The organism is Solimonas sp. SE-A11 (genome assembly GCF_030345715.1).
Lineage (GTDB): Bacteria > Pseudomonadota > Gammaproteobacteria > Nevskiales > Nevskiaceae > Solimonas_A.
Genome location: NZ_JAUASX010000002.1, coordinates 296,225 through 313,488 on the forward strand (window position 1 = coordinate 296,225; position 17,264 = coordinate 313,488).

Genomic DNA, 17,264 nt, shown 5'->3' on the forward strand with positions numbered 1-17,264 from the left:
GCACCCTCTGAATTGTTTTAGTATCCACTTGGATACTAAACGTATCCACTTGGATACTAATCGTCAAGAAGGGTACAATTCGCGACATGGAGACCGACAGCGCCATCCAACCCAGCGGCAAACAACGCCTGATCCAGGCGGCCTTCCGCCTCGCCGCGCGCAACGGCGCCTCGCTGGCTTCGCTAGGACTACGCGAACTGGCTCGCGAGGCCGGTCTCAACCACAACACCTTCTACCGCCACTTCGCGACGCTGGAAGACCTGGGGCATGCCGCCGCCGCCGAGGTGGCGGGTCAGCTGATGGCGGCAATCAAGGAAATCCGGCGCAATGCTGCGCGGCATGCGGATGCCTCGGTCGGTGTCGCGGAGTACTTCCTCGACTGGGCCCGCGACAATGCCGACCTGGTGACCGTGGGTGTGCGTGAGCTGCACAGTACTGAAACGCCGATCCGCAAAGCCATGCAACGCGTCGTGCACGAGATCGCCACCGAGAGCGTGGAGCAGATCGTCAGCATGCGGCTGGTGCCGGGCATCGAGCCCGACGCGCTGCTGCGGGCGACCACGTCGATCACCCACTACATGTTCTACCGCGCCCTGGACTACATCGAGAGGCCGCGCCAGCGCCGTGCGATACGGGACGAACTGGTGAACTTCATGCGTGCCCAGTTCCTGGGCCAGTTGGCACTGCAGAGAACCACGGCCACGTCGGCCTAGGGCTTGGGCAGGCGCAGTTGCGTCGCCACGCCGCGCATGCCCTCTTCCAGGGTAACCCTCGGCGCATAACCCAGCACGCGCCGCGCCTTGTCTATGGAATAGGCCCCGCGCCGCCGCAGGAAATGGATACCAGCCGCGCTCGCGGGCGGCTTCCGGCCGGCGAGCCGATACAGCCAAGCCAGTGTGCCCACCAACGCGATCAGCAGCCCGCCAGGCGCCGTCGGCACGCTGCCGCGCCCCAGCATGCGCGCGTGATGGCCGAAGAACTCGCTGCAAGGGGTGGCCACACCGTCGGAGATCGTGAAGCACTCGCCGCCCGCGTTCTTATCCAGAGCCAGGAAGACGCCATCCAGCAGGTTGTCGACGTGCACGTGGTTGATGACGCCCTGCCCGCCGTCGGGCAGCGTGAACAGCCGCTGCCGCAGCAACTGCAGCGGCCTCAACACCCAGGGCACGCTGCCGGCGCCGTAGACGTCCCCGGGACGGATCACGATCACGTCGAACGCGTCCGGGCGGTGGAACTCCAGCGCCACGCGCTCGCTGCGCAACTTGGTCTCGTTGTAGATGTTGCCGTCGTCGCGGAAGGGGCCTTCCTCGGTCACCCCATCGGGATAGTCGAAGCCGTAGACCATCACCGACGACAGCTGCACCAGTTGGCGCACGCCCTGCGCCTGTGCCGCATGGCAGACCGAGCGCGTGCCTTCCACGTTCACCCGCTCGTAGAGCTCGCGCGCGCCGTCTTCCTCGACGATGGCGGCGGTGTGGAACACGATGTCGGCACCGCTGAAGCAGCGCTGCAACAGCAGGGCGTCGTTGATGTCGCCAATGAAGACCTCGGCGCCCTGCTCCCGGGCACGCTGCGCGGCGGCCGGTGATACATCCAACCCGCGCACCTGCCAGCCCAGGGCCTTGGCGCGCTGCGCCATGCACAGGCCAATGAAACCACCGATGCCGGTGATCGCGATCGTCGTCATTTCTTCTTCACCTTCTTTTCGTGTTGTGCCATCGCCGCGCCGCCCAGCAGCAGGGCCTGCATCACGTCACTGATCGCCTGGTGCAGTTGCTGCAGGCTGCTCGGATCGCCGGACATCAGCCATTCCGCCAGCAGCTCGTTGATGCCGCCGACCAGGGCCAGGCTCACGGGATGGTAGTTGCGCTGCGGCAGCAGGCCCTGCGCCACCAGCGAATCGGCATAGCCTTCCAGTACCTGGGCGAACTCACGAATCACCTCGCGGCGGCGCTTCTCCACCGCGGGGCTCACGCCCACCACCTCCAGCACGCCGACCTGCGCGCGGCGGCGGTCGCTGACATAGGTCTCGATGAAGGCACCCATGACCTGCGGGATGCGCGTGGCCAGGTCCAGTCCCGGGCGCTGCAGTGCCTCGCGCACCACCGCCTGGGCCTCGCGGATGATCCGTTCGTACAGCGCCAGCAGCAGCGCTTCGCGCCCGGCGAAGGCTTCGTAGAAATGCCGCGTGGTGACCTTGGCGGCGGCGCAGAGCTGCTCGATGGGGGTGTTCTGGTAACCCTGCGTGGCGAACAGCTCCAGCGCCGCTTCCAGCAGACGCTCGCGACGCTCCTGCACGCGCTGCCCGGCGTCGATGCCGCCGTAGACGCGACGCTTGGCGGGAGTGGGTTTCTTGCTCATTCGCATATTTGACAAGATTTCTTTCCCAAAATACAGTCGCCCCGCCGCCACTCGTCCGGACGGCTGCGCTTTACCCGTAACCCAGCCAACGCCAGAGGTTTCCCGATGAGCATCCTGAACCGCATCACCAGCTTCGACGGCACGCGCGACGCGCTCAAGCCGCTGGACCGCGTGGACAACGTCAAGCAGGCTTCGGGCGACTTCCGCAAGCGCATGCTGGCCGGGCCCAAGGTGCGCTACTACCAGTCCTTCGAGCTGGTGCGCGTGCCCTACCCGTCCAAGTACGGCTATCTCAATGCGCACACCGGCCCGTCGCCGTACATCCACCTTTGCAATCGCCTGTTCGTCATCCAGTTCGAATCCGACGAAGGCCTCAAGACCCTGCTCGCCAGCCCCTCGGACTGGGAGCACCAGCTGGAGACGCCGTTCTTCAAGCGCCTGACCGATTCCTACGGCGTGTTCGCGCCGGTGTCGGAGGCCCTGGTGTTCCGCAAGACCAACACGGTGCTGAACATCCTCAAGAGCATCGGCCTGGATCCGGCCGACGTCGACTACATCACCTACGACCACCTGCACACGCAGAACCTCACGCGCTGGCTCGGCGGCAACGGCCAGCCCGCGCTGCTGCCCAACGCCAAGCTTCTGGTGATGCGTGAGGAATGGGAGAGCACGCAGTCGCTGATCCCCTGGCAGAACCAGTGGTACTGCCCCAACGGCATCGCCGGCATCCCGCAGGACAAGGTGATCCTGCTCGACCACGACACCGCGCTGGGCGATGGCTCGGTGGCGCTGGTGCGAACCAAGGGCCACACCGAGGGCAACCACTCCATCGTGGCGCATACGCCGGAAGGCCTGAAGGTGACCAGTGAGAACGGCGTCTCCGTGGAAGCCTACGTGCCGGCGCTGTCGCCGGTGCCGGGCGTGGCGGACTTCGCGCGCTACACCGGCGCGGAGGTGGTGCTCAACGGCAACACGGCCGAGTACGCCATCGACCAGTACATCTCCATGGTGCAGGAGAAGAGCATCGCCGGCCCCAACCCGCGCGACGAGCGCTACCCCAACATCGCACCCTCCTCCGAGTCCGCCGGCTACTGGCTGTTCCCGCGCACCGCGCCGGGCTTCCGCGTGGGCGACCTGCAGTACGGCACGCTGCAGAAGGCGCAGCCGCGCCGCAAGGCGGCTTGAGGCCATGGCCAAGACCTACCTGTTGACCGGCTGCGGCAGTGGCATCGGCCGCAACACCGCCATGGCGCTGGCGCGCCGCGGCGACCGCGTCTGCGCCACCGACATCAACGCCGAAGCCCTCGCGGTCCTGCGCAAGGAGCTGGCGGCGCCGGACAACCTGCGCACCGAACTGCTCGACGTGCGTGATCCGCAGGCCTGGGAGAAGCTGGTTACTACGCTCGCCGCCGACTGGGGCCGCCTCGACGTGGTGATGAACATCGCCGGCTATCTCAAGCCGGGCTACGTGCATGAGGAAGGCCCCGAGGAAGTACACCGCCACTTCGACATCAACACCAAGGGCGTGGTCTTCGGCACGCAGGCGGCGGCGCGGCAGATGCTGCGCCAGGGCGGCGGCCACATCGTCAACATCGCCTCGCTGGCCGGCATCGCGCCGGTGCCGGGCCTGAACCTCTACAGCGCCAGCAAGTTCGCCGTGCGCGGCTACAGCCTCTCCGCTGCCATGGACCTCGCCCCGCGCGGCATCAAGCTCACCGTGATCTGTCCGGACGCCGTGCAGACGCCGATGCTGGACCTGCAGGTGGACTACGAGCAGGCGGCCATGACCTTCTCCGGCAACGCCCAGCCGCTGACCGCCGAGGACATCACCGACGCGATCCTGCGTGCGCTGGAACAGGCGCCGATGGAGATAACCCTGCCCGCCTCGCGCGGCCGCATCGCCAAGCTCGGCAGCGCCTTCCCGGGCCTGTCGGGCCGGCTGCTGAACTGGCTGCGGGAGCGCGGCCGCCGACAGCAGCAGAAGCGGGCCAGGAAACGCTAGCTTCCTACACTTCGGTTTTCGAAAGCAGGTACTGGAGCCCGGTCGCGGCTCCGGCTAGGATGGACCGCACGGAGCAGGCAAAGACCTGACGGTACATCCCATACCGGAGGAGAATGCGCATGGAGCAGCACCACCCTGCCCGCAAAGCCGCGGTCGCCCTGTTGATGGGCCTCGCCCTGTGGTCCACCGCCGCGTTGGCCGCACCGGGCGACCCGCTAGGGCCGCCCTTGGCCGTGAACACCTACCAAGCCGGCGCCGAGCGCATCACGGCACTAGCGGCCAGCCAGGCAGACTTTCGCGTATTCTGGGTCAGCAGCACCGCCAGCTCCGTGCACTCCTTCCAGACACGCTACGACAGCGTGGGCAACCCGTTGACCGGGGACGTCGCGGTTCCCGGCTACTCCGGCGTGGGCGACGCTGCCTCCGCGCCGGATGGCCGCCATGTGATCATCAGCTATGGCTACGATGGCAACCGCGCCCGCTTGGTGGGGCGGCGCTACGCCTCGGACGGTTCGATGGTCGGCAGCGACTTCGAGATCACCGATCCGCTCGACACCGTCGGCGTGCTCACCACCGGCTTCCCGCGGGTGGCAATGAACGCCGCCGGCGACTTCGTCGTGGTCTGGGGCCAGGGCAAGCCCAGCGCCAACTCGGGCCCGACCTGCAACGGCGGCTTCGGCGCGCCGCGCACCTGCCTGGGGAGCTACCAGACCAAGATCCTTGCGCGCCGCTACACCGATGGCGGCATGAGCGCCCAGCCCATCGTCACGGTGGACAGCGCCAGCTTCACGACTGCACTGGTCTACGGCCTCGGCGCCGAGGCCCTGGGGCCAGAGATCAGCTATCCCTCGGTCGCCCTGGCCAATAACGGCAGCTATGCCGTGTCCTGGACCTCCAATTCCGAGATCAGCCCCCTGGTCCGACAGCGCCAGGTCAAGCTGCGGCACTACCCTGCCTCTGGTGCAGTGCCGCTGGCGCGCACGGTGGAAGACGCGACGACTCTCGCCGGATCGCAGGTCGTGTTCGACGGCATGGGCAATTCGGTGGTGGTGTTCCGCAAGCACGCCTTTGGCAACCAGAGCGCCGCGAGCCTCTGGCTCCGGCGCTACTCCACTTCCAGCCACAACGCATTAGGCCCCGCCCTGCGTGTGGATACAGGCTTACAGATGCAACAGGAGGATCAGCTCGCCGCGGCCTCCGACGGCAATGGCTCGGTGGTAGTGGCCTGGACCGATCCCGCAGGCGTCTACTTTCAGCGCTATGCAGCGGGCGGTGCAGCAGCCGGCGGTAACGTCAAGGTGAGTGTCGGCGGCGTCACTCACCGCAGTGCGAAAATTGCCTGGGGCAGTGGCCGCTTCATGATCGGCTGGACCCAGTCCCTCGACCCGTACAGCCAATCGGATGTGAAGGCTCGCCTGTACGAAGGGCCCTAGTGTCTAGCGCGCGGCCACCTGCAGGCGCCGGTACTGGCTGCGCTTGATGCTGACGTATTCCTCGCGCGTGCCCTCCTCCTTGAGCTGGCGCGGGTACTGTTCCACCGCATCCAGCCAGCGTTGCAGGCTGCGCTCGAAGCGCTGGCTTTGCGGCGTCGCCTGCTCCGCCAGGTGCGATTCCAGCGCCAGGTAGTAGCGCATGGCGTTGCGCTCGATGCCGCCGCGCATGCCGCCGATATAGCCGTCGCCCTGCGGCGTGAAGCCCACCTTGTTGCGGCCCTTGGTGCTGAGGTACGCCTGCGTCGCCATGCGCGAGGTGAAACTGGGCACGTAGGAATAGGAAAAATGCAGGAAGGTCTGGCCCTCGTCCGTCGGTACCGCCTCCACCAGGATACGGTAGTCACGCGTACCCACGGGGCCCTTGTCCGCCTCCAGGCGCAACTGCAGGAAGCCGTCATCGGCCTGCAGGCGGCGGAATTCGAACTCGGCGTAATACGGCGCCTCGGCCGAGGCATCCAGGCGCGTACCCAGGCTCATGCCGAGCTTCGGCGCGGCGCTGTCGCCCAGCACGCGGCAGCCGGCAACGTTGGGATGAACCATCAACGCCTCACACCAGTTCTCGGGACTGGCCAGCGCGGCACTCACCTGCGGCAGCGGCTTGCTGATCACAGCGTGTACTTCACCCTTCAGGGCGCCACCGGACTCTGCAGATTGCAGGATGATCGGCCGCTTGAAAGGGCTGTCGCGCAAGCGCTCAGCGCTGGCCTGGTAGGTGGTTAGCAGCGCGGATTTCGCACTGTCCGCGGGCGCTGCTAAGGTGGCGACGCCCCAGGTGGCGCCCAGCAGCCAGAGGGATGAAACCGCGAGGGACCGGATTCTGTTCGGGGATTGCATGCTCATATCTGACCGAGCCTCGAGATGGAGGTTCGCAGGCTTCATGCTCCTGCAACAACATGAACACCGCATGAAGCGTGCCGCCGTCCCCACGGCGGCACGTGGCAGGTCAGCTTAGCTTTTTCGCGCCGTCTTACCAGCCGCTTTCGCCACCGTTTTCTTCGCGGGAGCCTTCTTGGCTGCCGCCTTCTTCACGGCAGGCTTCTTCCCCACCGGCTTGCCGGCCGCGTTCTTCTTCGCAGCCGCCTTCTTCGGCGCCGGAGCCACCTCGGCCTCGTTCTCTTCCATCACACGCTTGATGTGCTGCGCGTCTTCCAGATTCTCGATCTGGTCGGAGACCAGGTCGCCGATCTGCTGGTTGATGCGGCGGATCGCGTCATAGACCATGGTGGCGGCCTGGCGGTTGCGCTCGCGCAGTGCCAGCTTGTCCTCGTTCAGCACGCCGGCGCGCTCCAGCAGTTCGAACGGCAGGTCGGCGATCTGCTGGTGGATCTGGCCAATGGAGCTGACGGCGCGGTCGATGGCCTGCTGCAGGGAATCCTTCAGCAGCTCGAGTTTCTGCAACTTGCTCATGCTTGTTCCTGTGGCATCGCAATATCGGGGCTTGTAGGGTGGACTGTACCCGAGCCCCGTGACGGATGACGATGGGCGGGGAGACCACCCCTGCGTCCCCAGGGCCAAGCCCACGCCCGTACACCGAAACCCGGGGTTTCGCCACACCCGTGGCCCAAGGCATTGATTTGACTGCTGTGCTAACGTAGCCAGTGTTAGCCGAACCTGCAGTCGATGACCACCCGTACTCCCCGCTCCCGTGCCGGCGCCGAAGACAGCGCGCTGGTGACCCGCTCCGAGCGCAAGCAGCGCACGCGCGGCGCCCTGCTCGACGCTGCCCTGCAGCTCATGAGCGAGGGTCGCAGTTTCACCAGCCTCGGACTGCGCGAGATCACGCGCGAAGCCGGCGTGGTGCCCACCTCGTTCTACCGCCACTTCCGCGACATGGACGAGCTGGGCCTGGCCCTGGTGGAGGAAAGCGGCCTGACGCTGCGCCGGATGCTGCGCGAGGCGCGCAAGCAAGGTCGCCCCGACACGGACATGGTCCGGCGCTCGGTGGAGGTCTACAAGGAATACGTCGAGGCCAATCGCCTGCAGTTCTTCTTCATCTCCGGCGAACGCCATGGCGGCTCGCCAGTGATCCGCCGCGCGGTGCGCAACGAGGCGACGCATTTCATCAACGAGATGGCCGAGGACATCCGCCAGCTCAACATCGCGCCGCGCTTGTCCTTTGCCTCGCTGCAGATGATCTGCAACCTGATCGTCTCGACGATGATGCAGGCCGCCACCGACATCCTCGACCTGCCGGCCAACCAGCCCCAGGCGCACCGCGAGTTGACCGATTTCCTGGTCAAGCAGCTGCGCGTGATCTTCCTGGGTGCGATGCAGTGGAAGGAAAAGCCGCTGGTTTGAGCCCGCCCCTCTCCCGTCGGGGATAGGACAAGCTCAGGGCCTCTTCGGCGCCAGCACCCGCAGCATCACGTTGGCCCCCAGGGCACAGCAGGCCAGCACCGCCGCCATCGGCAGGGCCGTGCCGTCATGCCAGGAGCCCGCGACGGCCGCCGACAGCGCGGCAGCCCCGTACTGAACCATGCCCAGCGCGGCAGCCGCCGTGCCGGCATTGTTCTCGAACGGCGCCATCGCCAGCGCGGTGGAGTTGGGGAACACCAGGCCCATCGAGGCGATACACAGGAACAGGGGCACCAGGATCGCCGGCAGTCCGCCCCGGCCGATCAGCACCACGGCCAACAGCGCGAGCCCCGCCACGGCGTGCGTCAGCAGCGCGCCGCGCAACACCTGCTCCAGGGAGAAATGGTCGAGCAGGCGGCCGTTGAGCTGCGTGGCGGCGATCAGGCCGAAGGCATTGGCCCCGAACAGCCAGCCGAAGTGCTCCGCCGGCACCTTGAACAACTCGATGAAGACGAAGGGCGCCGCGGCGATGTAGGCGAACATGCCGGCCTGCGCCAACGCCCCGCCCAGCGCGTTGGACAGGAATGTCCGGTTCGAGAACACGCTGCCGTAGCCGCCACGGGGGCCACCACGGGGCTTGCCGGTCTCCGGCAGCATGCGCCAGGCGGCCATCAGGGTGCCAACGGCGAACAGCATCAGCCCGGCGAAAATCCAGCGCCAGCCGAACCCCACGAGCACCCATCCACCCACCAGCGGTGCCAGGATTGGCGCCAGCCCCATCACCAGCATCAGCAGCGCGAATACCTTGGCCGCGGCCTTGGGCTCGAACAGGTCACGCACCACCGCGCGCGACACCACGATGGCGCTGCCCCCGCCCAGGGCCTGCAGTGCGCGGAACCCCATCAGCGCTTCGATCCGCCAGGCCAGGGCACAGCCCAGCGACGCCAGGGTGTAGAGCGCCAGGCCGGCGTACAGCGGCCGCTTGCGGCCATAGCGATCGATCAGCGGGCCGTAGATCAGCTGCCCCAGCACCAGCCCGGCGAAGTAGGCCGACAGCGTGAACTGCGCCTGCCCCTGCGACGCCGCCAGTTCCTTGGCCAACGTCGGCAGGGCCGGCAGGTACATATCGATCGACATCGGGCCGATCGCGATGGCGATGCCCAGGACCAGGATCAGTCGTCGGTGCCGCGTCGTAAGCTGCATGAGGGGCTTCAGGCCGCCCTGGCCGCGGCCATGGCAGGTTCGGTGAATTGGTAGACATCCATCGCCAGGACCTCGTGGGTGACGCCGCCAAAGCGGCGATCGGCTACGGCGCCCTCGCCCGCCGCGCCCAGCGCGACGAACAATGGCAGCAGGTGTTCTTCCGTGGGATGCGCGCGGGCCGCCTGCGGAGCGCGGCGACGGTAATCCAGCAGGGCCTCGATGTCACCTTCCGCGAGACGTTCGGCGAACCACTGCTGGAACTCGGCGACATAGGGCGCGATCTCGCCGCTCTCCTCGAAGCGCACCTCGTGCAGGTTGTGCGTCAGGCTGCCGGAGCCCAGCACCAGCACGTCCTCCGCGCGCAGCGCCTGCAGGGCCCGGCCCAGCCGGTAGTGATGCTCCGGGCCCAGGCGCGGCTGCAGCGCCAGCGGCACCACCGGCACGTCGGCCTGCGGGTAGAACTCGCGCAGCGGCACCCAGACACCATGGTCCAGGCCACGCTCCACGCCGTGCACCTCGAAGCCCGAAGCGGACAGCAGTTCCGCGGCCCGTCGCGCCACGGCGGGCTCGCCGGGCGCGGGGTACTGGATGCGGAACAGCGGCTCGGGAAAGCCGCCGAAGTCGTGGATGGTCTCCGGCTGCGGCGCCGCGCCCACCGCCGGGGCACTGGTCAGCCAGTGGGCGGAAGCCACCACTACCGCCCGGGGGCGCGGCAGCCCGGCCGCCAGCCCGCGCCAGGCCGTGCCGGTGTCGCCGCCGCCCAGTGCCAGCATCGGCGAACCGTGGGAAACGAAAATGGCGGGCAGGCGGACCATGAGGGACTCCTGTCTCATGAAGGGGGTACCAGCATGCGCCCCACCACGCCCGCGATGAATCCCCGTTTGTTGAATAGAGATTTCAGACTATTTGAAGCATCACGCATTTGGGCACGGCCAATCTGCGGTATCTTGCGGGAAACATGGGGGATTTCGATGGGCGCCGAGCGGCACCGCCGCAGCCTTGCAGCAGGGGAAACGCTGTTCCGAGAGGGCGATGGAGGTCACGAGGCCTACGTCATCGAGACCGGCTGCGTGGAAATCTTCACCGGTGCCTTCGAAACCCGCCGCAGCATCGCGCGCCTCGGCGCGGACGAGATTTTCGGCGAAATGACCCTGCTGGGCGGCCACACCCGGCTGGCCTCCGCCGTGGCGACAGAAGCCACCTCGCTGATCGTCATCAGCCACGAATACCTGGAGGAACGCGTGCTGGCGGCCGACCCGCTGCTGCGCCACCTGCTGCGCGTGGTGATCGCCCGCACCCGCGACAACGTGCTGCGCCTGGGCCAGAACACCAGCGACCAGGGCGCCGGCGTTTCCGGCACTCCCCATGCCACGGCCGACCGCCAGGCGGCGCTGCAGCACCTGCGCCTGGAACAGGCCATGGCCACGGCCCTGGAGCAGAAGGAATTCCAGCTGCACCTGCAGCCCATCGTGCGGCTGGGCGATGGCCGCCCCGCCGGCTTCGAGGCCCTGATCCGCTGGATCCGTCCCGATGGCAGCCGGGTGTCACCCGGCGAGTTCATCCCGGTGGCCGAGCAGAGCGAGCTGATCTACGTGCTGGGCCACTGGATCATCCGCGAATCCTGCCGCTGCCTGGCCGAGCTGGACCGGCTCGCCCCAGGGGCCGCCCCCTTCCTGAGCCTGAACCTGTCCCTGCGCCAGTTCGACGACCCCGCCCTGTTCCCGGTGCTGGAGGCCGCCCTGGCCGACAGCGGCCTGGAGCCGCGGCGCCTGCGCCTGGAGATCACCGAATCCATGATCGCCCGCGACGCCGACGCCACCCTGAGGCTGCTGCAGCGCTGCAAGGCCCTGGGCGCCAAGCTGTCGGTGGACGACTTCGGCACCGGCTACAGCTCCCTGTCCTACCTGCAGCGCCTGCCGGTGGACTGCCTGAAGCTGGACCGCAGCTTCATCAGCGAGCTGGAGACCAGCCCCGCCGCCACCCGCATCGTTGGCGCCGTGGCCCGGCTGGCCCACGAGCTGGGCATGGAAACGGTGGCCGAGGGCATCGAGACCCCGGGCCAGGCGGCCCTCTGCCGTGAGCTGGGGGTGGACTACGGCCAGGGCTTCCACTGGTCGCCGGCCGTGCCCCTGGAGCGGGCGGCCCAGGTCCTATCCCCCGGCCAAGCCGCCTGAGGCGGTCGGTGCCCCGCTATGGAGCACGGAATCGTTTGATTCACCTTGAGATTCGCCCCCAGCGCTGGTAGGATGCGCGCCCTCATGCCCCGCCTGCGCGGGGCTTTTCGGCTTGACGCGGGAGATGAACCATCGCAGCAGAACGTGAAGACCGGCGCAACGGACAGATCAATGTACCCCGCGTACGCGTGATCGGAGCCGATGGCGAACAGGTCGGCATCATGCTCACCCGCGACGCCATCGCCAAGGCCGAAGCGGATGGCCTGGACCTGGTGGAAGTGTCTCCCAACGCGGAGCCGCCGGTCTGCAAAATCATGGATTACGGCAAGTACCTTTATGCAAAGGACAAGGCCGCCCATGCTGCGAAGCGCAAGCAGAAGCAGATCCAGGTCAAAGAAGTGAAGTTCCGGCCAGCCACCGAGGAAGGCGACTACCAGACCAAGCTGCGCAACATCACGCGCTTCCTGGAAGAAGGCGACAAGGTGAAGGTCACGATCCGCTTCCGCGGCCGTGAAATGGCTCACTCCGAGCTGGGCATGGAAATCATGAACCGTCTCAAGACGGAACTGGATGCGCTGGCCCTGGTCGAGCAGCATCCGAAGATGGAAGGCCGCCAGTCGGTCATGGTGATCGCTCCGCGCAAGCGGGTGTAAACCACAAGTTTTTACGGCCTTGCACCCCGGTGCAGGGCTGGAAAAAAGAGAAGTCCTGCCGGCTACCGGCAGGCCCGGTCAGCTCCCCAGGGCGGGGATGTGAAACCGGCAATCGAAAGCTTTAAGGAGTAAGAAATGCCCAAGATGAAAACCATCAAGAGCGCCGCGAAGCGCTTTGCCAAGACTGGCAAAGGCGGCTTCAAGCGCGGTCACTCGCACAAGCGCCATATCCTGACCAAGAAGTCCGGCAAGCGGATCCGTCAGCTGCGCGGTGAAGCCCAGGTGCACAGCTCAGACGTGCGTGAAGTTGCGCACATGCTGCCCTACGCCTAAGGAGAACGACTATGGCACGCGTCAAACGTGGTGTTACCGCTCGCGCAAAGCACAAGAAAGTCCTGAAGAAGGCCAAGGGTTACTACGGCGCAAAATCGCGCACGTATCGCTCGGCCAAGCAGCAGGTCATCAAGTCCGGCCAGTACGCCTTCCGCGATCGTCGCGTGAAGAAGCGCGAGTTCCGCGCCCTCTGGATCATCCGTATCGGTGCCGCCTCCCAGGAACTGGGCCTGGCCTACAGCCGATTTATCAACGGGCTCGCCAAGGCTGGCGTCGCCCTGGATCGCAAGGTTCTCGCTGACCTCGCCATGCACGACAAGCCGGCTTTCGCCAAGCTCGTCGAGCAGGCCAAGGCCCAGCTCGCCGCTTAATCGCAGCGAACCGTCGTAGATCCGAATCAGGGGGACGGCACACAGCCGTTCCCCTTTTTTGTTTGTTTTTCACCAACCACAGATCAGTATCGCAAGCGTTCCCCCTCTCCCGCCGGTGGGAGAGGGAACAGAAGCATGTCGACGACTGGCATTGAGCATTCATGAGCGAACAACTCGATCAGCTGCTGAACGAAGCCAAGAGCGCCATCGACGCCGCCTCCGACGCCCGCGCGCTGGAACAGCTCCGCGTGGACTACCTGGGCAAGAAGGGCCGCGTCACCGAGCTGCTCAAGCAGCTGGGCGGCATGGCGCCCGACGAGCGCAAGAGCTTCGGCGAGCGCGTCAACCGCGTGAAGGAAGCCGTGGTGTCCGCCATGGACGAGCGCGGCTCGACGCTGGAGCAGGCCGAGCTGGCACGCCAGCTGGCCGCCGACAGCATCGACGTCACCCTGCCCGGCCGCGGCGTGTCGCCCGGCGGCCTGCACCCGATCGCCCGCACCGTCCAGCGCATCGAGCAGCTGTTCAACGAGTTGGGCTTCGAGACCGTGGAAGGCCCCGAGATCGAGGACGACTTCCACAACTTCGGCGCGCTCAATATTCCGGAGCTGCACCCGGCGCGCTCGATGCAGGACACCTTCTACGTCCGCAACGGCCAGAACGTGCTGCGCACCCACACCAGCCCGGTGCAGATCCGCACCATGAAGGCGGTGGTGGAGTCCGGCCGCCGGCCGCCGATCCGCATCATCTGCCCGGGGCGCGTCTACCGCTCCGACTCCGATCGCACGCACAGCCCCATGTTCCACCAGGTGGAGGGCCTGTACGTCGCCGAAAACGTCACCTTCAGCGACCTGAAGTACGACCTGGAAACCTTCCTCTCTCGCTTCTTCGAGCGCGACGTGAGGGCGCTGTTCCGTCCGTCCTACTTCCCGTTCGTGGAGCCGGGCGCCGACGTGCACATCCGCTGGGCCGACCCGGGCAAGGGCGAGCGCTGGCTGGAAGTGCTGGGCTGCGGCATGGTCCACCCCAAGGTCTTCGAGGCCGTGGGCCTGGACCCGGAGCGCTACACCGGCTTCGCCTTCGGCATGGGCGTGGAACGCTTCGCCATGCTGCGCTATGGCGTCGATGATCTCCGCCAGTTCTTCAACAACGACCTGCGCTTCCTCGAGCAGTTCGCCTGAACCCCATCAGAAGAATAGCCACATGAAACTGAGCGAAAACTGGCTGCGCGAGTGGGTCAACCCGCAGGCCACCATCAACGAGATCTCCGACCGCCTGGTGATGGGCGGCCTGGAGCTTGAAGTCGAGCCCGTGCTGGAGACGCTGCCGCAGGGCGTCGTCGTCGGCCGCATCGTCAAGGCCGAGCGCCACCCGCAGGCCGATCGCCTGCAGGTCTGCGAGGTGGACGTGGGCCAGCCGCAGAAGCTGCAGATCGTCTGCGGCGCCGCCAACGCGCGCGCCGGCATGAACGCCCCCTGCGCCGTGGTCGGCGCCAGGCTGCCGGACGGGATGGAGATCAAGCAGGCGCAACTGCGCGGCGTGGACTCCTTCGGCATGCTCTGCTCGGCCAAGGAACTGGGCCTGGCGGAGAAGTCCGAGGGCCTGCTGGAGCTGGATGCCGACGCCAAGCCGGGCACGCCCATCGAGCAGTACCTGGGCCTGAAGGACAACGTCCTGAACCTGGAGATCACCCCCAACCGCGGCGACTGCCTCAGCGTGCTGGGCCTGGCCCGCGAGCTGTCGGCGCTGTACGCCATCCCCATGAAGCGCCCCAACTTCCCGCAGGCCGTGGTCGTGGGCCACGCGCAGGTGAAGGTGGAGATCGAGGACCTGCAGAGCTGCCCGCACTACACCGGGCGCGTCATCACCAAGCTCAACCCCAAGGCCCTCACGCCCGACTGGATGCGTGAGCGCCTGCGCCGCTCCGGCATCCGCTGCATCCACCCGGTGGTGGACATCACCAACTACGTGATGCTCGAGCTGGGCCAGCCGATGCACGCCTTCGACTCCGGCAAGATCTCCGGCCAGGTGCGCGTGCGCCGCGCGCGCGCCGGCGAGAAGCTGGAATTGCTCAACGGCGAGACCCTGGAGTTCGACCACGGCGAGCTGATCATCGCCGACGACCATGGCCCGCTCGCGCTGGCCGGCGTCATGGGCGGCCAGGAATCCGGCGTAGCCACCCGCACCACCGGCATCTTCCTGGAGTCGGCCTGCTTCGCGCCCACCGCCGTGGCCGCCACCGCGCGCCGCCACAAGCTGGCCTCGGACTCCTGCTACCGCTTCGAGCGCGGCGTGGACCCCAACCTGCAGCGCAGTGCGCTGGAACGCGCCACGCAGCTGATCCTGCAGATCTGCGGCGGTGAGGTGCACCCGGTGATCACCGCGGGCCGCCCGCCGGCCGAGCCCATCACCGTGCGCCTGCGCCAGACCCGCCTGAACCAGCTGCTGGGCCACGAGATCGCCGAGAAGGACGTGGAGCAGCTGCTGTCGCGCCTGGGCATCACCACCCGCCACGAGCTGGGCGGCGCCTGGATCGCCCGCGTGCCGAGCTACCGCTACGACCTGCGCATCGAGCCCGACCTGATCGAGGAAGTGGCCCGCCTCTACGGCTACGACCGCATCCCCGCCAAGCCCTACGCCGCCCGCCTGGCCCCCGGCCGGCCCAGCGAAGCCGCCCGCTCGCTGACCCGCGTGCAGGACGTGCTGGTGTCGCGCGGCTGGCAGCAGATCGTCAGCCTGTCCTTCGTCGAGCCCGGCCTCCAGGGCCAGCTCAACCCGGACGCCCGCGGCATCCCCCTGGACAACCCCATCGCCGACACGCTGTCGGTGATGCGCACCACCCTGTGGGCCGGCCTGATCCCCGCCTGGCTCTACAACCGCCAGCGCCAGCAGAACCGCCTGCGCCTGTTCGAGCAGGGCGTGGCCTTTGCCGACGTGGACGGCCAGATCGTGGAGACCAGCCGCCTCGCCGGCCTGGCCGTGGGCGCCGCGCTGCCGGAGCAGTGGAGCAGCACTACCCGCCCCACCGATTTCTACGACCTGAAGGCCGACGTCGTGGCCCTGCTGGGCAGCACCGCCGGCGAGTACCGCTTCGAGAAGGCCGAGCACCCTGCCCTGCACCCGGGCCAGAGCGCGCGCATCCTGCGCGGCGAACGCGCCGCCGGCTGGATCGGCGCGCTGCACCCCAAGCTCGTGCGCACGCTGGATCTGCCCGAAGCCCCGCTGCTGTTCGAGCTGGACTGGGAGGTCATCCGTGACACCCGCGTGCCGTCGTCGCAGCCGCTTTCCGAGTTCCCATCGTCGCGCCGCGACCTGGCCCTGGTGGTGCCGGAAACCGTGTCCGCCGACGCCCTGATCGCCTGCGCCAAGGCTTCTGGTGAAAATTTGTTGCAGAAAGTTTTCATCTTCGACATTTATCGGGGTGAGAACTTACCTACTGCCTGCAAAAGCGTGGCTTTAGGCTTGATTTTCAATGACTATTCCCGCACCCTAACCCTAGAAGAAATCGACGCGTCCGTTACGAGAATCATCTCGCAGCTGACACGCGAGCTGGGCGCTGTGATCCGGCAGTAGAAATAGGGGTGCAAGAACGTGGCGTTGACGAAGGCTGAACTAGCCGATGCGCTGTTCGACGAGTTGGGTCTCAACAAGCGTGAGGCCAAGGAATTTGTCGACCTGTTCTTCGAAGAAATCCGCGAGCGCCTGGAAGGCGGCGAGGAAGTGAAGCTCTCGGGCTTCGGCAACTTCGAACTCAGGTCCAAGAACCAGCGCCCGGGCCGCAATCCCAAGACCGGCGAGGAGATTCCCATCTCCGCCCGGCGTGTCGTCACCTTCCGTCCAGGCCAGAAGCTGCGTCTGAGAGTGGAGTTCGATGCGACCCGCCGATAACAAGCTGGCACCACTCCCGGAGATTCCGCGTAAACGCTACTTCGCCATCGGCGAAGTCAGCGAGCTTTGCGACGTGAAGCCGCATGTCCTGCGCTACTGGGAGCAGGAGTTCCCCCAGTTGCGTCCGGTGAAGCGCCGCGGCAACCGCCGCTACTACCAGCAGGACGACGTCCTGATGGTGCGCCGCATCCGCAGCCTGCTCTACGAACAGGGCTTTACCATCGGCGGCGCACGCCAGCGCCTGCGCGAGATGCCCAAGGTCTCGGCCGTTGCGGCCGACGGCCTGCGCCTGTCCAACCCCGCCGCCCTGCAGATGCAGAACGGCAGCACCAACGGTGCCGCCAAGCCCCGCACGGGCACCCCGGCCAAGCCGCGAGCCCTGCAGATTCAGTCGCTGCGCGACGAGCTGGAATCGCTGCTGCGCCTGCTGCCGGACCCGGAGTAAAGCCACCAGGGCTCGCCCAGCGAGCCCTGCAGACGCAAAAAAGCCGCCC

General features: G+C 67.0%; 19 protein-coding genes. 13 read left to right on the forward strand and 6 right to left on the reverse strand.

What is annotated here, in order from left to right; genetic code table 11:
* The first annotated feature begins 86 nt into the window (after positions 1–86).
* Complete coding sequence (locus QT386_RS04845; RefSeq protein WP_289272613.1) at positions 87–713, forward strand: TetR/AcrR family transcriptional regulator; 627 nt, start codon at positions 87–89, stop codon at positions 711–713.
* On the opposite strand, the gene QT386_RS04850 is transcribed toward QT386_RS04845, so the two are convergent.
* Positions 710–1,687 (reverse strand): NAD(P)-dependent oxidoreductase, encoded by a 978-nt coding sequence (locus QT386_RS04850; RefSeq protein WP_289272614.1) that lies wholly within the window; start codon positions 1,685–1,687, stop codon positions 710–712. The two genes, QT386_RS04845 and QT386_RS04850, sit on opposite strands and share 4 nt — an antisense overlap.
* Complete coding sequence (locus tag QT386_RS04855) at positions 1,684–2,361, reverse strand: TetR/AcrR family transcriptional regulator (protein ID WP_289272615.1); 678 nt, start codon at positions 2,359–2,361, stop codon at positions 1,684–1,686. The genes QT386_RS04850 and QT386_RS04855 overlap by 4 nt, the downstream gene beginning before the upstream one ends.
* A 105-nt stretch (positions 2,362–2,466) precedes the next feature.
* Here QT386_RS04855 and QT386_RS04860 point away from each other — a divergent pair, with 105 nt between their 5' ends.
* The 3 genes from QT386_RS04860 to QT386_RS04870 all read left to right on the forward strand — a co-directional run bounded on the left by QT386_RS04860 (position 2,467) and on the right by QT386_RS04870 (position 5,796).
* Positions 2,467–3,546, forward strand: a complete 1,080-nt coding sequence (locus QT386_RS04860) for a hypothetical protein (RefSeq protein WP_289272616.1) — start codon at positions 2,467–2,469, stop codon at positions 3,544–3,546.
* 4 nt (positions 3,547–3,550) lie between these two features.
* Positions 3,551–4,363 carry an SDR family oxidoreductase gene (locus tag QT386_RS04865; protein WP_289272617.1) on the forward strand — a complete coding sequence of 271 codons (813 nt, stop codon included), beginning with the start codon at positions 3,551–3,553 and terminating at the stop codon, positions 4,361–4,363.
* Positions 4,364–4,482: 119 nt separating this feature from the next.
* Positions 4,483–5,796 carry a hypothetical protein gene (locus tag QT386_RS04870; protein WP_289272618.1) on the forward strand — a complete coding sequence of 438 codons (1,314 nt, stop codon included), beginning with the start codon at positions 4,483–4,485 and terminating at the stop codon, positions 5,794–5,796.
* Between the two features lie 3 nt (positions 5,797–5,799).
* Here the strand turns inward: QT386_RS04870 and QT386_RS04875 are convergent, their stop codons facing one another.
* Both QT386_RS04875 and QT386_RS04880 read right to left on the reverse strand, forming a co-directional pair.
* On the reverse strand, positions 5,800–6,690 hold the full coding sequence (locus tag QT386_RS04875) for a hypothetical protein (RefSeq protein ID WP_289272619.1): 891 nt from the start codon (positions 6,688–6,690) through the stop codon (positions 5,800–5,802).
* A gap of 114 nt (positions 6,691–6,804) precedes the next feature.
* A complete protein-coding gene (locus QT386_RS04880) occupies positions 6,805–7,263 on the reverse strand; it encodes a hypothetical protein (protein WP_289272620.1) in 459 nt (152 codons plus the stop codon).
* Positions 7,264–7,476: 213 nt separating this feature from the next.
* Here QT386_RS04880 and fabR point away from each other — a divergent pair, with 213 nt between their 5' ends.
* Positions 7,477–8,154 (forward strand): HTH-type transcriptional repressor FabR, encoded by a 678-nt coding sequence (gene fabR / locus QT386_RS04885; RefSeq protein WP_289272621.1) that lies wholly within the window; start codon positions 7,477–7,479, stop codon positions 8,152–8,154.
* 33 nt (positions 8,155–8,187) lie between these two features.
* Here fabR and QT386_RS04890 read toward each other — a convergent pair whose 3' ends face one another.
* Entirely contained in the window at positions 8,188–9,354 is a 1,167-nt protein-coding gene (locus QT386_RS04890; protein ID WP_289272622.1) for a multidrug effflux MFS transporter, read from the reverse strand.
* 8 nt (positions 9,355–9,362) lie between these two features.
* Entirely contained in the window at positions 9,363–10,169 is an 807-nt protein-coding gene (locus QT386_RS04895; RefSeq protein WP_289272623.1) for a dioxygenase, read from the reverse strand.
* A gap of 156 nt (positions 10,170–10,325) precedes the next feature.
* Between QT386_RS04895 and QT386_RS04900 the strand changes: the two genes are divergently transcribed.
* From QT386_RS04900 to QT386_RS23350, 8 genes are all read left to right on the forward strand, one after another.
* Complete coding sequence (locus QT386_RS04900) at positions 10,326–11,528, forward strand: EAL domain-containing protein (protein ID WP_289272624.1); 1,203 nt, start codon at positions 10,326–10,328, stop codon at positions 11,526–11,528.
* 131 nt (positions 11,529–11,659) lie between these two features.
* Positions 11,660–12,181, forward strand: a complete 522-nt coding sequence (infC, locus tag QT386_RS04905; RefSeq protein WP_289272646.1) for a translation initiation factor IF-3 — start codon at positions 11,660–11,662, stop codon at positions 12,179–12,181.
* A gap of 135 nt (positions 12,182–12,316) precedes the next feature.
* The gene (gene rpmI / locus QT386_RS04910; RefSeq protein ID WP_289272625.1) at positions 12,317–12,514 is read left to right on the forward strand and encodes a 50S ribosomal protein L35; all 198 of its coding nucleotides are present in this window, start codon (positions 12,317–12,319) and stop codon (positions 12,512–12,514) included.
* A gap of 11 nt (positions 12,515–12,525) precedes the next feature.
* Positions 12,526–12,885 carry a 50S ribosomal protein L20 gene (gene rplT / locus QT386_RS04915; protein WP_289272626.1) on the forward strand — a complete coding sequence of 120 codons (360 nt, stop codon included), beginning with the start codon at positions 12,526–12,528 and terminating at the stop codon, positions 12,883–12,885.
* A 161-nt stretch (positions 12,886–13,046) separates the two neighbouring features.
* On the forward strand, positions 13,047–14,063 hold the full coding sequence (pheS, locus tag QT386_RS04920) for a phenylalanine--tRNA ligase subunit alpha (protein WP_289272627.1): 1,017 nt from the start codon (positions 13,047–13,049) through the stop codon (positions 14,061–14,063).
* A gap of 22 nt (positions 14,064–14,085) precedes the next feature.
* On the forward strand, positions 14,086–16,455 hold the full coding sequence (gene pheT, locus QT386_RS04925) for a phenylalanine--tRNA ligase subunit beta (RefSeq protein WP_289272628.1): 2,370 nt from the start codon (positions 14,086–14,088) through the stop codon (positions 16,453–16,455).
* An 18-nt stretch (positions 16,456–16,473) separates the two neighbouring features.
* The gene (locus tag QT386_RS04930) at positions 16,474–16,770 is read left to right on the forward strand and encodes an integration host factor subunit alpha (protein ID WP_104228490.1); all 297 of its coding nucleotides are present in this window, start codon (positions 16,474–16,476) and stop codon (positions 16,768–16,770) included.
* The gene (locus QT386_RS23350; protein ID WP_367401383.1) at positions 16,754–17,215 is read left to right on the forward strand and encodes a MerR family transcriptional regulator; all 462 of its coding nucleotides are present in this window, start codon (positions 16,754–16,756) and stop codon (positions 17,213–17,215) included. Before QT386_RS04930 ends, QT386_RS23350 begins: the two co-directional genes overlap by 17 nt.
* Positions 17,216–17,264 lie beyond the last annotated feature (49 nt).

Bases quoted from the DNA above. Each gene is read 5' to 3' on its own strand.
- fabR (WP_289272621.1), top strand. From the start codon at position 7,477: ATGACCACCCGTACTCCCCGCTCCCGTGCCGGCGCCGAAGACAGCGCG.
- rplT (WP_289272626.1), top strand. From the start codon at position 12,526: ATGGCACGCGTCAAACGTGGTGTTACCGCTCGCGCAAAGCACAAGAAA.
- QT386_RS04895 (WP_289272623.1), bottom strand. From the start codon at position 10,169: ATGGTCCGCCTGCCCGCCATTTTCGTTTCCCACGGTTCGCCGATGCTG.
- rpmI (WP_289272625.1), top strand. From the start codon at position 12,317: ATGCCCAAGATGAAAACCATCAAGAGCGCCGCGAAGCGCTTTGCCAAG.
- QT386_RS04890 (WP_289272622.1), bottom strand. From the start codon at position 9,354: ATGCAGCTTACGACGCGGCACCGACGACTGATCCTGGTCCTGGGCATC.
- QT386_RS23350 (WP_367401383.1), top strand. From the start codon at position 16,754: ATGCGACCCGCCGATAACAAGCTGGCACCACTCCCGGAGATTCCGCGT.
- QT386_RS04865 (WP_289272617.1), top strand. From the start codon at position 3,551: ATGGCCAAGACCTACCTGTTGACCGGCTGCGGCAGTGGCATCGGCCGC.
- QT386_RS04900 (WP_289272624.1), top strand. From the start codon at position 10,326: ATGGGCGCCGAGCGGCACCGCCGCAGCCTTGCAGCAGGGGAAACGCTG.
- QT386_RS04860 (WP_289272616.1), top strand. From the start codon at position 2,467: ATGAGCATCCTGAACCGCATCACCAGCTTCGACGGCACGCGCGACGCG.
- QT386_RS04880 (WP_289272620.1), bottom strand. From the start codon at position 7,263: ATGAGCAAGTTGCAGAAACTCGAGCTGCTGAAGGATTCCCTGCAGCAG.
- pheT (WP_289272628.1), top strand. From the start codon at position 14,086: ATGAAACTGAGCGAAAACTGGCTGCGCGAGTGGGTCAACCCGCAGGCC.
- QT386_RS04875 (WP_289272619.1), bottom strand. From the start codon at position 6,690: ATGCAATCCCCGAACAGAATCCGGTCCCTCGCGGTTTCATCCCTCTGG.
- QT386_RS04855 (WP_289272615.1), bottom strand. From the start codon at position 2,361: ATGAGCAAGAAACCCACTCCCGCCAAGCGTCGCGTCTACGGCGGCATC.
- QT386_RS04845 (WP_289272613.1), top strand. From the start codon at position 87: ATGGAGACCGACAGCGCCATCCAACCCAGCGGCAAACAACGCCTGATC.
- QT386_RS04870 (WP_289272618.1), top strand. From the start codon at position 4,483: ATGGAGCAGCACCACCCTGCCCGCAAAGCCGCGGTCGCCCTGTTGATG.
- pheS (WP_289272627.1), top strand. From the start codon at position 13,047: ATGAGCGAACAACTCGATCAGCTGCTGAACGAAGCCAAGAGCGCCATC.
- QT386_RS04850 (WP_289272614.1), bottom strand. From the start codon at position 1,687: ATGACGACGATCGCGATCACCGGCATCGGTGGTTTCATTGGCCTGTGC.